This is a genomic window from Bradyrhizobium sp. LM2.9 (genome assembly GCF_054056555.1).
The window spans coordinates 2,407,711-2,422,547 of sequence record NZ_JBSRYJ010000002.1; the positions used below are offsets into that span (position 1 = coordinate 2,407,711).

The following is a 14,837-nucleotide window of genomic DNA, read 5'->3' on the forward strand; positions in this document are numbered from 1 at the left end:
TTCAGACCTTCGGCCCTGCTTTTTCATCGCCCGGAAGGACCGGATAGTCGGCGCCCTCCCACGGAGACAAAAAGTCGAACTTGCGGAATTCCTGGTTGAGCCTGACCGGCTCGTACACCACCCGCTTCTCCTGGTCGTCGTAGCGGACCTCGACGAAACCGGTGGTCGGGAAGTCCTTGCGCAGCGGATGACCCTCGAAGCCATAGTCGGTCAGGAGGCGGCGCATGTCGGGGTGGCCGACGAAGAACACGCCATAGAGGTCGTAGGCTTCGCGCTCGAACCAGTCGGCGCCCGGGAACACCTCGATCAGCGACGGCACCTGCGTGGTCTCGTCGGCCTGGGCCTTGAGCCGGATCCGCGCATTCAGGGCCGGTGACAGGAAGTGATAGATCACGTCGAAGCGTTTTTCGCGCGAAGGATAGTCCACCGCCGTGATGTCGGTGAAGTTGATGAACCGGCAGTTCGGATCGTCGCGGAGGTACTTCACCACCTCGACGATCTTACTGGCTTCGACATCGACCGTGAGCTGGTTGAAGGCCACCGAATGACCGATGGCAGCGCCCGGAAGCGCGCTAACGATCGTCTGCCCCAGGGCGTCGAGCTTGGCGTCGTCCATGACGTAAAACCTTAGCGTTCGATGGTACCGGTGCGGCGGATCTTCTTCTGCAGCAGCAGCACCCCGTAAAGCAGCGCTTCCGCCGTCGGTGGGCAGCCCGGCACGTAGATGTCGATCGGCACGATACGGTCGCAACCGCGCACGACCGAGTAGGAATAGTGATAATAGCCGCCACCGTTGGCGCAGGAGCCCATCGAGATGACGTAGCGCGGCTCGGGCATCTGGTCGTAGACCTTGCGCAGCGCAGGCGCCATCTTGTTGGTCAGGGTGCCCGCGACGATCATCACGTCGGACTGGCGCGGCGAGGCACGCGGGGCGAAGCCGAAGCGCTCGATGTCGTAGCGCGGCATCGACACCTGCATCATCTCGACCGCGCAGCAGGCGAGACCGAAGGTCATCCACATCAGCGAGCCGGTACGCGCCCAGGTGATGAGGTCGTCGGTCGCGGCCACGAAGAAGCCCTTGTCGGACAGCTCCGAATTGACCTCGAGGAAGAACGGATCACGGGCCCCGATCGGCTTGCCGGTCGACGGATCCAGAATGCCCTTGGGGGCCGGCGCTACAACCGGACCGGAGGACGGTGCAGGATTCAATCCCATTCGAGTGCCCCTTTCTTCCATTCATAGGCGAACCCGACCGTCAGCACGCCGAGGAACACCACCATGGACCAGAAGCCGGTCGCGCCAAGCTTGCCGAACGCGACCGCCCAGGGAAACAGGAACGCCACCTCGAGGTCGAAGATGATGAAGAGGATGGCGACCAGATAGAAGCGGACGTCGAACTTCATGCGGGCGTCGTCGAAGGCGTTGAAACCGCACTCATACGCCGACAGCTTTTCCGGATCCGGCTGCTGGAACGCGACGATGAAGGGCGCGATCAGGAGCACAAGGCCAATAAGGCCCGCTACCCCTATGAATACCACGAGTGGAAGATAGTTCTGAAGAATGCCGCTCATTGACGAGCCCTTTTTCCCGCAGCCTCGGGACAGCCACGGATTCGTCCAGTTTGGAATTGTTCTGAGCCTTAGCGCAGTGCACCAATGGGCGCAAGACACGCTCTTTTTAGGCCCTTTCCCGCTCCCGGAACGATGAAATTCCGGAATCACCCCGCGCTGGTATGGAGCAGATCAGAAAACCCGGCAAGGGTTGGGCAAGGGCGCCCACGGTTTTGCAGGGCAGCGGTTCTTAGATTGCGCGCACGGGCCGAGGCAGCTACTTGCCTCGCAACATCCGGTCAAAATGCCGGGGGTTTTTGGCTGCCGCGGCGCACCCAAACCCAGGCGATGACCAGCACAGGCGCTCCCACAGTCACCCAGGCGACGTACTGGCCGACGGTCCCCCAGAGCAGCGCAGCGAGCAGACCGGTGATGGTCGCAGCCGCAAGCAGAACAGGTGCAGCAAAGACACGTATCCACCGGCGCGTACGGTCAGGGGAGCCATGCATCACGACGAGACCGGGGCTCGTCTGGCGAATGCGTTGGATTTGGCAGGCGCGCGCTTGCGCCGCCGCGTCAGCCAGAGATAGAGGCCGCTGCCGATCACAACGATCGTGAGCAGGTCGAGCGCGGCCCAGATCGCCTTGAGCGGCATCCCGCCATAGTCGCCGAAATGCAGCGGCTGCGAGATCAGGAGCGCCTGGAGATAGACCGGCAGCGCGCGGCTGTCGGCGACCTCCCCCGTCTCTCCGTCGAGCAGCACCGGCTTGAGCAGCCGCGCCGTCAACGCCGTGTCGCCGCGCATGAAGGCGCGCGAAGTGATGCGACGAGGTGAAGGGCGTCCCTGGAAAGGCGATGAAGGCGACCTCCATGCCGGGCGCGGTGTGGCTGGCGCGTGCGACGACGTCGTCGAGCGAGGCCAGATGTGACGGTGGCGGCTTGCCGGTATATGGTGCGACCATGCTGGCGAGCTCGGTCGCCTTCCACTGGTTGAGCATCAGCTCGGCCCAGGTGTTGACGACGCCGGTCAGGCCCACCACCAGCGCCCAGGCCACCGTCACCACGCCGATCAAATTGTGCCAGTCGAGCCAGCGCACGCGGGTTGAGGCGCGGTCGCGAATAGTGGCAAAGCGCAGACGGCGAGTGAACGGCCAGTACAGCACCAAGCCGGAGATGATGGCGATTGCGAACAGCAGACCCATCCCGCCCAGAAACAGCTTTCCGGGCTGGCCCGCGAACATGTCGGTGTGCAGCTTCAGAACGATCAGCATCGGCCCGACGCCGACCGGCCCGAGCAGCTTGGTCGAGACCGCATCGAAGGCGCGCACGGTAGTATTATCGGGCAGCCCGTCGACGGCACTGTTGGTGAAAGCCGTGACGATCCCGGGCTCGTCCTTGTCCCAGGAGATATATTGCAGCACGCGGCCGGGATCGGCGGCGAGCGCGGCGTCGGCGACCGCCTGGGTCGTCGCACGCGCCGCGCTCGCATGAGCTTCGGGCTGGGGGGCATAGCCCAGGAGCTCATCGATCTCGTGATGGAAGATCAGCGGCAGGCCGGTCAGGCAGAGCAGCAGCAGAAAGACGGTCGAGATCAGGCTGGTCCAGGTGTGGACCACGGACCAGAGCCTGACCGTGCGCGCCTTCACGAAGCCCTCCCCTCGCCTGCGCCTACCATTTGTAGGAAACGCTGGCGGTGACGCGCCGGCGGTCGCCGTAGAAGCACGACGTCGCCGAGGCACAGCTCGCGACATAGATCTTGTCGGTCAGATTGATCACGTTGATAGCCGTGCGCCAGTTCTGCCATTCGTAATGGACTGCGAGATCGCCGAGCACAACCGCGGGAACCTCGAGGGTGTTGGCCGCGTCGGCCCAGGAAGACCCGACATAGCGCACACCGCCACCGAAGCCGACGCCCTCAAGCGGTCCGTCCTTGAAAGTGTAGTCCGCCCAGCCCGATACCAGCAACTCAGGCGTGTTGGTCGGCGTCTTGCCGACCAGCGACGGGTCGAGATCCCTGCTGTTGAACAGGTGATAGGCCGTGAACGCGCCGATCAGCTTCAGCTCCTTCGTGGCATTGGCCACGGCTTCGAGCTCGATGCCGCGCGAGGTCACCTCTCCGGTCTGGTTTTGCAGCAGCACATTCAACGGATCGGTGGTAGCCACGTTCTGGCGCTTCAGATCGAATACCGAGGCGGTGAAGTAGCCGTCGAATCCCTTCGGCGCGACCTTGACGCCGATCTCGGCCTGCTTGGCGGTCTCCGGCAGGAACAGCTGGTTTTGTGCGTTGAGGCCGATGATCGGATTGTAGCTCGTCGAATAGGAGACATAGGGAGCGATGCCGTTGTCGAAATTGTAGATCAGCCCGGCGCGCCCGCTGAATCTGCTGTCGTCGCGTTGGGCGATATTTGCGCCCGTGTCGCGGGCGGCCTGCGTCGTCTCGACCCAGTCATTGCGGCCGCTCAGCACCAGCGTGAAGTTGCCGAGCTTCATCTGGTCCTGAACGTAGGTGCCGGCCTGCTTCTGCGTAAGCAGGAAGTTGCGGAACGGCGCGCCCGCGAGCGGGATGTCGATACCATAGGCCGGATTGAAGACGTTAATCGGAGGAACCGTGCCGAAGTTGAAGGCCTGATAGTCATCGATCTGATAGCCCTTCAGATCGACACCGAACAGCATCGTGTGCCTGACCGGGCCGCTGTTGAAGCGATACTCGAGCTGGTTGTCGAGATTGGCCTGATTGGCGGTGTTCTTTGCATACCAATTGTAGCGGCCCATCGTAGCCGTATTGATATTGTCCCAGCCATTACCGATGTAGCCGCGATAGGTCAGGTCGATATGTGCAAATCGCGCGTTCTGCCGGAACGTCAAATCGTCGGTGAGATTGCGCTCGAACTGGTAGCCGAGCATCTCCTGCTCGCGCGTGAACTTGTCGACGCTGGGATCGCCCACGAAGAAGCTGGTCGGAATCTTGCCGAACGGCGCGTTGGTCACCGTGCCCTGGTAGGGCAGGAAGTTGATGCCGCGGGTGTCCTGCTTCGAGGCCGAGGCCAGCACCGTGAAGGTGGTGTCGGCATCCGGCTTCCAGGTGAACGACGGCGCGATGAAGTAGTTGTTGTCGGGCGTGAAATTGACCTGCGTATTCCCGTTCTGGACCTGGCCGACGACGCGGTAGAACAGCTTGCCGTCCTGGGACTGCGTCGCGACAGGACCGCCGACATCGAAGCCGACATAGGCATTGCCGAAATTGTTGACGCCGGTCTCGATGTAACGCACCGGCTCGGTCGGCGGCATCTTGCTGATGACGTTGACGATGCCGCTCGGGCTCGATCCGCCATAGAGCACGGCCGACGGACCACGCAGCACCTCGACGCGCTCCATGTTCGACGGCTGCAGCTTCCAGCTCGCATAGGACGTGTAGAACAGCTGCATGCCGTCGAGGAACAGGCCGACGTCATCGGATTTGAAGCCGCGGATCAGCCACCAATCGTTGCGGGTGTCGGCACCGAAGGTTCCGGCGCGCACGCCGGCGGTGTAGCGCAGCACTTCGTCGAGCTTGTTCGGCTTCTGGTCGCGGATCTGCTCGGCGCCGATTACCGACACCGACTGCGGCGTCTCCATGATCGGCGTGTTGGTCTTGGTGCCCGACGAACTGCGACCGGCGACGTAGCCGTGCACCGGGCCGAGCGGGGTCTCGACGAAACCGACATTGCGCTGCGGCTGCGGCTTGCTTCGGTTAGCAGTCTGCTCGGATGATCGCGGCGCGCGACGCTGGGCGGCGGCAGCACGGCGGCGCCCTTCCGGCGCGGCGACGGTCACCGACGGAATATTCTGCGCGCCGCTCTGCGCAGAAGATTGTGCAAGCGATGCCTGCGGCACCAAAACCCAAGCGGATGCGGTCGCCAATACGGCCGACCGCAGCATTCCAAGACTGTTCACGCGCCACCCCAAACGTATCTGCATGCGTCATGCCGTCAGTCCCGTGACGGCACTGCGGTGACGCTTAAGTGAGCGCGCGCGAAATCCCTAATTGAAAAGTTCTTAGAACGATTCTTAGAAAAGAAGGATTCTTAGAAAATTTCTTTGAAGCGATCCAATATTTCCGCAGATTGCCGCGCAATCAGCGCGGAACTTTCTCGGCTTCGAGCAGCTTCTCTGCCGTCGCCGTGAGACGGTCGATCTGCGCCAACAGCGTTTCGAACTCGTCCTTGCTCAACTGTTCCAGCAATTTTCGATTGCGGTCCTGCGCGCCTTCGACGATCGCATCATGCGCGGCGAGCCCTGCCGGTGTGAGCGAGACCAGCACCTCGCGGCTGTCCTTCGGGTTCGCCGACTTCGCGATCAGCTTGCGCGAGACGAGTTCCGCGAGTGCGCGACTGATCTGCCCCTTGTCCTGCCCGACGGCTTCGGCGAGCCGCGCCACGCTCATCGGCGGCCGGCGCCCGAGCGAGGCGACGAGGCCGAACTCGACGGAGGACAATCCGGCTAGGCGCTTGTAGCGCAGCATCGCACCGCGCTTGAGCAGATTGGCCAGCACCATCAGCCGTGACGACAGCATCGCGGTGATCGGCGCCGGCGAGTGACTTTCGTCCGCATCGGACGATGTGCGCCCGTCCCTGCCTGGTGTCTGGCTCATGATCCACCTCTGCCAAGAAAGCCGCGGCGTGCCAAGGGTTGGTAGCGCTAGCTCCCCAGCCTGATCCGAATGCGACTAAGAGGCATTTGGAAATTCGTTGACATTGTCATCGATCGGCCCTTCACTGGTGTTCAAGGCGTCAAAAGCCGGGCCAGCACGGCCGACAGCGGGAGGATCAGCATGACCATCACCCAGCGGGATCGCGATCTCGGCACCGCCTATGCGATGAAGCCGGCGCTCACACGTACCGAGCTCACCTCGGTCGTGCGCGGCACGCCGATGGGCGAACTGCTCCGCCGCTACTGGCATCCGGTCGGACTTGTCAGTGATGCCACCGACACGCCGAAGAAGGTGCGTGCCCTCGGCGAAGATCTGGTGCTGTTCCGCGACCAGCACGGCCGCGTCGGCCTCCTGCACGCGCGTTGCTGCCATCGCGGCACCACGCTCTACTACGGCAAGGTCGAGGAGGACGGCATCCGCTGCTGCTATCACGGCTGGAAGTTCGACGCCGAAGGTCACTGCCTGGAGCAGCCCTGCGAGCCGGACGGCGGCCAGTACAAGGACAATGTGCGCCAGCCCTGGTATCCGGTCGAGGAGCGCTACGGGCTGATCTTCGCCTATATGGGCCCTGCCGAGAAACGCCCGGTGCTGCCGGCTTACGAATGCCTGGAGACCATGGATGACGGCGAGTTCGTCGAAGCCGACGATTCCTCGATCGGCGGCGGTGGTCCGGCGATCATCCCCTGCAACTGGCTCCAGCATTTCGAGAACGTGGTCGATCCCTACCACGTGCCCGTGCTGCACGGCTCGTTCTCGGGTCCGCAATTCACCAACATGATGGCGTCGATGCCGGAGGTGAAATTCGACAAGACGCCGCGCGGGATCGCCGTGCGCTCGATCCGCAAGCAGGATGACGGCAAGGTTTTTTACCGCGTTACCGAGGCCGCGCTGCCTACCTTGCGCGTCGTGCCGAACCCGCGCGTCGCGCAATTCGCCCGCGTTGAATCGATCGGCTGGACGCTGCCGATCGACGACACCTCGTTCCGCATCTACGTCGCCGGCCGCGTCAAGAACTCCGGCGACATCGGCCGCATGCGCTCGAAATTCAACGGAAAGTTCTGGTGGGACATGACCGAGACCGAGCACCAGCAATTCCCCGGCGACTACGAGGCCCAGGTCGGCCAGGGCCCGCAGACCGTCCATTCCGAGGAACATTTCGGCCAGAGCGACCGCGGCATCCTCATGATCCGGCGCATGCTGAGCGACCAGCTCGAAGCGATGGAAGCAGGCCGTGATCCGATCGGAATTTCCTTCGACGCAAGCGCGCATCCCGTCGAATTCGAAGCGGGGAATTACATCCGCGAAGGCTGACTATCCGGCTCCAAATAAGAGCTGGACCGACAACGATAACAAAGACTAATTGGGGGAAGCGATGGTCGATGTGACGTCACAAATGTCGGTGCGAACGGCCGCCGCGGCAAAGCCTTCGGCGCGGCGCTATTACGTGCTGAGCCTGCTCACCATCATCTATGCGCTGAATTTCCTCGACCGCACGATCTTCAACGTCCTGATCGAGCCGATCAAGAAGGAGTTTCAGCTCAGCGACACCATGATGGGCCTGCTCGCGGGCTTCGGCTTCGCGCTGTTCTACTCCCTGCTCGGCATTCCCATCGCGCGCGTCGCCGACCGGCTCAACCGGCGCAACATCGTCGCCGCCGCCTTCGCGTTCTGGAGCGCGATGACGGCACTGTGCGGCGCGGCTTCGAGTGTCACCTCGCTGGCGCTGGCGAGGATCGGCGTCGGCATCGGCGAATCCGCGGGCTCGCCCGCCTCGCAATCCATCGTCGCTGATCTCTTCGCCAAGAACGAGCGTCCGCGCGCGCTCGGCATCTACGCCGTCGGCACCTATCTCGGCGTCTTCCTCGGCTATTTCGTCGGCGGCTACGTCAACCAGCACTATGGCTGGCGGATGGCGTTCTACGTCGCGGGCGTGCCCGGCATTCTGCTCGCATTGATCCTGTGGCTGACGATCTCCGAGCCGAAGCGCGGCGCCATGCAGGAGAGCTTCGTGCCCGAGCCGCTCGGCCCGACGCTGCGCTTCCTCGCATCCCAGCGAAGCTTCATCATCGTGCTGATCGGTTTCTGTCTCACCACTTACACGAACTACGCGACCGCGGCGTGGATCCCGCCGTTCCTGGCCCGCGTGCACCATCTGTCGAGCGCCGAGATCGGCACCTATGCCGGCACCTTCAAGGGGCTCGCCGGCATGGCCGGCACCCTGCTCGGCGGCTTCGTGGTGGCCAACATCAGCCGCCGCGACGATCGCTGGAAGCTGTGGGCGCCCGCGATCACCTCTGGCCTCGCCGGCCCCGTGTTCGCGGTATGCATGCTGACGCAGGACTTTGCGATGATGGTGGCCATGCTGGCGCTGACCTCGTTCCTGGTCGGCTTCCATCTCGGGCCGATCTTCGCGATCGCACAGACGGTGGCCAAGCCGAGCATGCGGGCGCTCGCCTCCGCCCTGATCGCGCTCACCGCCACCTGCTTCGGCCAGGGCGTCGGCCCGCTCGCCGTGGGCATGGTCAACGACGCCCTCAAAGGCAGCTATGGCGCGGACGCCGTGCGCTATTCCCTGCTTTCGGCTGCGGTCACGACCACGCTGGGGGCGCTCCTGTTCGTCTGGGCGGCTCGCACCATCCGGAACGATATCGGCCGGGCCGCAGCCTGAGGCAGGCCCTGGAACACCTTCGCCCGGTGAAACCCGCCGGGCGGCCAGATGAAACCATTTTGCGGAACCCGCGAAACCATCCGGAAACAGACGGTCCTTACACGTGGAGCCATAGACGGCGGCAAAGCCCGTCGGGAGGCTCAGATGAACCACTCCATTCACTCTGCTGATCGTGCGACCCACCTGAAGATCGTGGTTGTGGCGCTGGTGGCCGGCATCACTGTGGCCGGCTTCGGGATCGCAGCCCGCACCAATGCCGATCACAGCCAGACCGCCCAGTCCACTCACGTGATCAAGGCCGGCAAACCGGTCGTGGTGACGAGCGCCGGGACGTCAGATATCCGCTGACGCGAGGCTTACGGACAGACCAGTGGCCGCCTCCGGGCGGCCTTTTTGATTCAGGCGACGGGTGAGGACGCCGACATGGATCGGGTCAATAGCCGCCGCATCTGTGCTTGAATTTCTCGCCTGAACCGCAACAGGGCGCCGCGCGAGCGCGGGAGTTTTACGCCGGTCGAAGGCCAAAAAGCACGCAGGAGTCGCGCCGCGAGCGACCGGGGATCGAAGCAAGAAGAGGATTCGGAGGTAAGGGTATGAAAGGATTGCCAAAAAATGGCGCGAGAGACGGGGCTCGAACCCGCGACCTCCGGCGTGACAGGCCGGCGCTCTAACCAACTGAGCTACTCCCGCGTGACACGCAAATGTCTGCGGAACGAGGGGGGACTTAAAGGCCGGACCTGTTGAAGTCAAGGATGTTGCATCCGCAGCCGGAACGAGCGGATTTCCGTCGAGGGCGCGCACGAACGTGACCCCCGGCCGCGAGGGCTGACGTAGTCAGTCCGGTCCCGAATCGTCTACGCCTCCGGGAACTTGCGGGTTCCGGGGCCGTCTTCCCGACCACCGGCAGGAATCGAGGAGGCCAGACATCGAGGAGGCCAGACATGGCTAAGAAGGACTCGGCGAAGAAGGCTGCCGCTCCCGCCACCATCACGCTCAAGCGCCTCGCCGCCGACATCGCGGAGAGCCAGGACCTGTCGAAAAAGCGCGCCGAGGCGGTCCTGACCGACATGGTCGACCTGATCACCAAGCACCTCAAGAAGGGCGACCGCGTCCGCATCGTCGGGCTCGGCATCCTCCAGGTCCGCAAGCGCGCCGCCCGCACCGGCCGTAATCCCGCGACTGGCGAGCCGATCCATATCAAGGCCAGCAAGAAGGTCGCCTTCCGCCCGGTCAAGGAACTGAAAGAGGCGATCTAACCACTCACGTTTCGTTAAGCCTGAGCAGCGTCGTCCCGCCGCAACGCGGCCCACTTTTCTGGTATACCGCCTCTCTCCCCTGACCCGGCGGTTTGACCAGAAATGTCCTCCCTCATCTTTTCGCATACCGTGACCGAGCGCTTCCTGCGCTACGTCCTCATCGACACCCAGTCCGATCCGGAATCCCCGGCCTCGCCGTCGACCGAGAGGCAGAAAGACCTCGGCCGTGTGCTCGCCGCCGAGCTTAGAGACATGGGCGTTGCCGATGCCCATCTCGACGATTACGGCTACGTCTACGGAACGATCCCGGCGAACACCGGCAAGAAGGTGCCCGTGATCTGCTTCTGCTCGCACATGGACACCTCGCCCGACGTTACCGGCAAGGACGTCAAGCCGCAGGTGGTCAACAACTATCGCGGCGGCGATATCACTCTATCCGGCGACACCAGCCAAGTGATCCGCATCGCCGAGCATCCAGCGCTGAAGAACCAGATCGGCAACGACATCATCACCACCGACGGCACCACGCTGCTCGGGGCCGACAACAAGGCCGGCGTCGCCGAGATCATGGATGCCGCGCATTTCTTCATCAACAACCGCGACGTGAAGCACGGCACCATCAAGATCCTGTTCACGCCCGACGAGGAGATCGGCCGCGGCGTCGACAATGTCGACCTGACGAAGCTCGGCGCCGAGTTCGGCTACACCATGGACGGCGAGAGCGCGGGCTGCGTCGAGGACGAGACCTTTTCCGCCGACGGCGCCGTCATCACCATCAACGGCGTCAGCGCCCATCCCGGCTATGCCAAGGGCAAGATGGAGCACGCGATCAAGATCGCGGCGGCCATCGTCGAGCGCCTCCCGAAGGAAGGCTGCTCGCCCGAGACGACCTCAGGCAAGCAGGGCTTTCTGCATCCGATCGGCATCGAAGGCGCACTGGAGCAGGCAACGCTCTCCTTCATCGTGCGCGACTTCACCGAGGAAGGGCTCAAGGAGAAGGAAGTCCTGCTCGAGAACATCGTCAAGGACGTGATGAAGGACTATCCGCGCTCGACCTACAGGTTCGAGGTGCGAGAGCAGTACCGCAACATGAAGCAGGTGATCGATCGTCATCCGCACATCCTCGAATACGCCATCGAAGCGATCCGCCGTGCCGGCCTGCGCCCGATGCGCACCGCGATCCGCGGCGGCACCGACGGCTCCCGGCTCTCCTTCATGGGCCTTCCCTGCCCCAACATCTTTGCCGGCGAGCACGCGTTTCACTCGCGCCTCGAATGGGTCAGCCGGCAGGACATGGAGAAAGCCGTGCAGACCATCGTGCATCTCGCCATGATCTGGGAGGAAAAAGCGTAGATACGGTCAGACGCCGTGGCCGGGCTTGCTCCCGGCCACAAGCGCAGGCCGCAGCCTTTACGGCACCGGCTTCGCGCGAGGGGTGCGATGGAAGCGGTTGGAGCTCACAATCCAGTTCGGCAGCGGCTCTCCATCGCGATGCAGTCCGCCGGCAACAGCAGCAGCCCAGGCTACCACGGCCCCGATCAGAGTTGCGGCTGCAACCGAGAATGCGAGGATGATCGAGCTGTGTCGCGTACGGTTGATCGCCGTCCGGGAGTCCGCAATCGCGGCGTCGACCCGGCGCTCGGAGTCCGGCCCGGTCAGTCCCGTCAACGCTGTAACCTGCTGCACAAGATAGGTTCGATCGTCGCTGCTGACGCCGCTGTGGCTCGACGACGTCATCAGGATGCGTCCGGCTTCAGCGCGGGTTTCCCCGAGATCGGTGGGAGGCCGACGCGCACGGAATAGCTTGTCCAGTTCATAACCTAAAAGCGGCTCGGCTGCGGTCGCGTTGCCTGACGACGAACGTGCCGGAGAGCGGTCAATTGTACCCGCACCGAGAAAGGCAAGGAAAACGCCGCCGATCAGTACGGCAAGCGCCCATGACATCAGGCCATGGAGTCCGTCCCACCGCTCGCCATCGTCATCGATGGCCGAAACTGCGGCCGCCTGACGCGTGGTCCGGCCCGCGATATAGCCGCCGAAGCCGAAACTGGCGATCGCCTGCAAAATCAAATACAACCCCGAAAGAAGCGCCAGAGCCGCTGATGCGTCGCGCCACGTCGGCGAAGTCGAGCTGATGCCGAGCCCGATAGCGACGCCAAAGCTCACCAGGATGAAGGACAACGCGGCGGCGGCGAATGCGCCTGCGACGATAGAACTCCATTGGATACTCCAGCGGTCTTCGGCGACTCGCGGACGACTTTCGGTGACTTCTTCCTGCACGAGAGCTTCGATGGTCATATTCAGCTCTCTCAACGCAGGCCGAACAACGACAAGACCGCCATGATCACCACGATCAAGCCGACGAGATAAATCAGTCCGTTCATAGTGCGTCCTCCTCGATTTTCTCCTGCGCGCTAATGAGGAGGAACGCGGAACGTTCCTATTTTTGCAGCCGACGGGAACGAACTCACCGGAGTCGGGTTGTTTGCGAGCACGAGGCCCAGCCGGTCAACACCGGAGCCGGGGGCCTTTGTTTTGAGCTGGGCTCCCTGTCCTATGTTAGCGACGCCGGCGCTGGGATCATCGAAGATGCGGTCGGGGCGGGACTCCGGATCGGGAGAGCCGCGTGGATCGCAGAACCGCGTGCCTTCATCAGGCAGATGCATTCCGGGAAAAGGCGATCGCCGATCCCGAGCACCACGACCAGTGGATCGATGAAGCCATCAAATGGCTGGAACGGGCAATGGAAGCCAGCTGTCGCGCCGTCGTCACGGTCGAAGCCGGCGACACCGGCGACATTCCGGAGCTGGCACGCGGAGCGCCAGCCGATGCTCAACTGAGCCTGATCACGCGTCAATGAGAAGCGCTGGCGTCTCCGCCACTGCTGCGGCAATTGCGCCAGGGACGTAACAATGTTGCGGGTCGACACTATTCCCGCGCCCATGCTAGGCCGGACGCAGACCGCAATCAGAGTGACTTCGTGCTCGCGAACCGCCAGCCCTCAGGATCTTGCCGCCCGCGCAACTGGCGCGGGCTGATGTCTGTGCTGATCGCGGTTGTCTATCTGCTCGCGGGAACGCTGCACGGCCTGCACGACATCGACGTCACCACGCCCGGCGGCGGCTCGGAGATTGCTGCGGTCATTGATGGCTCCTCAGATCACAGCGACCACAAGGCCATCGGCGGGCATCATTGCCATGGCTGCTTCTCGGTGATGGTCGCGCAGCCGGCGCCGCCGGCCGCATCGACCGCGCTCGTGTCCGCATCGCGCCCGCAACGCGTATCCCGGCTCGCCGGCATTGTCCCCGATACCGACTCCCCGCCTCCCAAACATATTGCCTGAACGGATTGGTCGGGCGCCCCGCGCCCATTAGGTTCATCCTTCACAGGTCGGTTTCATGTTTTGCAGGGGAATGGCCGCGCGCCTGGCGTGCACGGCAGCGTGTCTGATTGGCGGATTGGCGCTTGCGCCGTCCCACGCCCAGACACTGACGATGCGCAGCGCGCTCTCGCGCGCGCTGGCCACGAGCCCGCGGCTGACCGCGGCGGAGCGCGACGTCGGCATCGCCACGGGCCAGCGCATCCAGGCAGGTGCGCTTCTCAATCCGGAACTGTCCTACGAACAGGACAATTCGTTCGGGTCCGGCATCTATCGCGGCACGCGATCGGCCGAGACCACGCTGCAGATCAGCCAGGCCTTCGAGCTGTTCGGCAAGCGCGACGCGCGGATCGCCGCGGGCGTCGCCGGCATCGAGGTTGCCGCGATCCAGCGCAAGGCCGTCAGGCTGGAGGTGCTATCGGAGACGGCGATCGCCTTCCTCAGCGTGCTCGGCGCACAGCGGCGCATCCAGATCCTCGACGAGCAGATCGCCGCCATCGACCGGCTGACGCCGCTGTTGCGCCGCCGCGTCGAGGCCGGCGCCTCCTCGCCGGCCGAGACCGGCCGTGCCGAGGTAGCTTCCGCCCTGGTGAAGGCCGACCGCGAACGCTTCAAGGCGACGCTGGCGAGCGCCCGGCGCGAGCTTGCGGTCTTGATGGGCGACGCGGCAGCGAAATTCGGCGAGGTCTCCGGCCGGCTCGACACCATGGGACGGCCGCCGACGTTCCAGTCGGTCGTCGCCGCCATCGACGCCAATCCGCAGCTGGTGCGCTGGACCGCGATCTATGCCCAGCGCAACGCCGAGCTCTTGCTGGCCCGGCTCAGGCCCTATCCCGACGTGCGGATCGCCGCCGGCTGGCGCCATTTCAACGAGACCAATGACGACGCGGCGCGCCTCACTGTCTCGGTGCCGATTCCCGTGTTCGACCAGAACCAGGGCAATATCCTCTCGGCACAGGAAAGCCTCGCCAAGACCAAGGCCGAGCGCGAGGCCAACCGCAACACGCTGATCGTGGTCGCCGGCCGCGCTTACGACTCGCTTCAGGGCTCGCTGCGCGAGCTTGCGGTGCTGCGCGAGAGCGCCATTCCCAAGGCCACCGAAGCCTCGGACGCAATCGCGCAAGGCTACGGCCAGGGCCGCTTCACCCTGCTCGAAGTGCTCGACGCGCAGGCGAGCGTCACCCAGGCGCGGCTGCGCGAGCAGGAGGCGCTCCAGAATTTCCATGCGGGGGTGGCGACCATCGAAGGTCTCGTCGGCAATCCCTTCACGCTGGCGCGGGAGAGCGCACGATGA

General features: G+C 63.9%; 15 protein-coding genes, 1 tRNA gene and 1 pseudogene. 8 read left to right on the forward strand and 9 right to left on the reverse strand.

The window, feature by feature from the left end:
* Position 1: 1 nt before the first annotated feature.
* The 7 genes and pseudogenes from ACVWW3_RS13015 to ACVWW3_RS13045 all read right to left on the reverse strand — a co-directional run bounded on the left by ACVWW3_RS13015 (position 2) and on the right by ACVWW3_RS13045 (position 6,180).
* Positions 2-616, reverse strand: a complete 615-nt coding sequence (locus tag ACVWW3_RS13015; protein ID WP_247349319.1) for an NADH-quinone oxidoreductase subunit C — start codon at positions 614-616, stop codon at positions 2-4.
* A gap of 11 nt (positions 617-627) precedes the next feature.
* The gene (locus ACVWW3_RS13020; RefSeq protein ID WP_247349482.1) at positions 628-1,209 is read right to left on the reverse strand and encodes a NuoB/complex I 20 kDa subunit family protein; all 582 of its coding nucleotides are present in this window, start codon (positions 1,207-1,209) and stop codon (positions 628-630) included.
* Positions 1,206-1,571 (reverse strand): NADH-quinone oxidoreductase subunit A, encoded by a 366-nt coding sequence (locus ACVWW3_RS13025; RefSeq protein WP_007603535.1) that lies wholly within the window; start codon positions 1,569-1,571, stop codon positions 1,206-1,208. The genes ACVWW3_RS13020 and ACVWW3_RS13025 overlap by 4 nt, the downstream gene beginning before the upstream one ends.
* Before the next feature lie 487 nt (positions 1,572-2,058).
* Entirely contained in the window at positions 2,059-2,355 is a 297-nt protein-coding gene (locus ACVWW3_RS13030; protein WP_456672405.1) for a PepSY domain-containing protein, read from the reverse strand.
* Between the two features lie 52 nt (positions 2,356-2,407).
* Positions 2,408-3,301, reverse strand: a pseudogene (locus ACVWW3_RS13035) (PepSY-associated TM helix domain-containing protein); the annotation flags it as partial.
* A complete protein-coding gene (locus ACVWW3_RS13040; protein WP_456649835.1) occupies positions 3,219-5,468 on the reverse strand; it encodes a TonB-dependent siderophore receptor in 2,250 nt (749 codons plus the stop codon). The pseudogene ACVWW3_RS13035 and the gene ACVWW3_RS13040, both read right to left, overlap by 83 nt.
* A gap of 196 nt (positions 5,469-5,664) precedes the next feature.
* Positions 5,665-6,180, reverse strand: coding sequence for a MarR family winged helix-turn-helix transcriptional regulator (locus ACVWW3_RS13045; RefSeq protein WP_354104838.1), 516 nt, complete (start codon positions 6,178-6,180; stop codon positions 5,665-5,667).
* Between the two features lie 180 nt (positions 6,181-6,360).
* Here ACVWW3_RS13045 and ACVWW3_RS13050 point away from each other — a divergent pair, with 180 nt between their 5' ends.
* The 3 genes from ACVWW3_RS13050 (at position 6,361) to ACVWW3_RS13060 (ending at position 9,256) form a co-directional block, all read left to right on the forward strand.
* Positions 6,361-7,551 carry a Rieske 2Fe-2S domain-containing protein gene (locus ACVWW3_RS13050; protein ID WP_456649680.1) on the forward strand — a complete coding sequence of 397 codons (1,191 nt, stop codon included), beginning with the start codon at positions 6,361-6,363 and terminating at the stop codon, positions 7,549-7,551.
* A gap of 61 nt (positions 7,552-7,612) precedes the next feature.
* A complete protein-coding gene (locus ACVWW3_RS13055; protein ID WP_456649679.1) occupies positions 7,613-8,908 on the forward strand; it encodes a spinster family MFS transporter in 1,296 nt (431 codons plus the stop codon).
* A gap of 144 nt (positions 8,909-9,052) precedes the next feature.
* Complete coding sequence (locus tag ACVWW3_RS13060; protein ID WP_247349336.1) at positions 9,053-9,256, forward strand: hypothetical protein; 204 nt, start codon at positions 9,053-9,055, stop codon at positions 9,254-9,256.
* A gap of 265 nt (positions 9,257-9,521) precedes the next feature.
* On the opposite strand, the gene ACVWW3_RS13065 is transcribed toward ACVWW3_RS13060, so the two are convergent.
* Positions 9,522-9,598, reverse strand: a tRNA-Asp gene (locus tag ACVWW3_RS13065).
* A gap of 251 nt (positions 9,599-9,849) precedes the next feature.
* Here ACVWW3_RS13065 and ACVWW3_RS13070 point away from each other — a divergent pair.
* Together ACVWW3_RS13070 and pepT are read left to right on the forward strand one after the other, a co-directional pair.
* Positions 9,850-10,164 (forward strand): HU family DNA-binding protein, encoded by a 315-nt coding sequence (locus tag ACVWW3_RS13070; protein WP_456649678.1) that lies wholly within the window; start codon positions 9,850-9,852, stop codon positions 10,162-10,164.
* Positions 10,165-10,266: 102 nt separating this feature from the next.
* Positions 10,267-11,517: a peptidase T gene (gene pepT, locus ACVWW3_RS13075; protein WP_456649677.1), complete on the forward strand. Its 1,251-nt coding sequence runs from the start codon at positions 10,267-10,269 to the stop codon at positions 11,515-11,517.
* A 57-nt stretch (positions 11,518-11,574) separates the two neighbouring features.
* Here the strand turns inward: pepT and ACVWW3_RS13080 are convergent, their stop codons facing one another.
* Positions 11,575-12,462, reverse strand: a complete 888-nt coding sequence (locus tag ACVWW3_RS13080; protein ID WP_456649676.1) for a hypothetical protein — start codon at positions 12,460-12,462, stop codon at positions 11,575-11,577.
* A 328-nt stretch (positions 12,463-12,790) separates the two neighbouring features.
* Here ACVWW3_RS13080 and ACVWW3_RS13085 point away from each other — a divergent pair, with 328 nt between their 5' ends.
* From ACVWW3_RS13085 to ihpA, 3 genes are all read left to right on the forward strand, one after another.
* Entirely contained in the window at positions 12,791-13,024 is a 234-nt protein-coding gene (locus ACVWW3_RS13085; protein WP_247349348.1) for a hypothetical protein, read from the forward strand.
* A gap of 120 nt (positions 13,025-13,144) precedes the next feature.
* Positions 13,145-13,507 carry a hypothetical protein gene (locus ACVWW3_RS13090; protein WP_247349350.1) on the forward strand — a complete coding sequence of 121 codons (363 nt, stop codon included), beginning with the start codon at positions 13,145-13,147 and terminating at the stop codon, positions 13,505-13,507.
* Between the two features lie 55 nt (positions 13,508-13,562).
* Positions 13,563-14,837 (forward strand): divalent metal ion exporter subunit IhpA, encoded by a 1,275-nt coding sequence (gene ihpA, locus ACVWW3_RS13095; RefSeq protein WP_456649675.1) that lies wholly within the window; start codon positions 13,563-13,565, stop codon positions 14,835-14,837.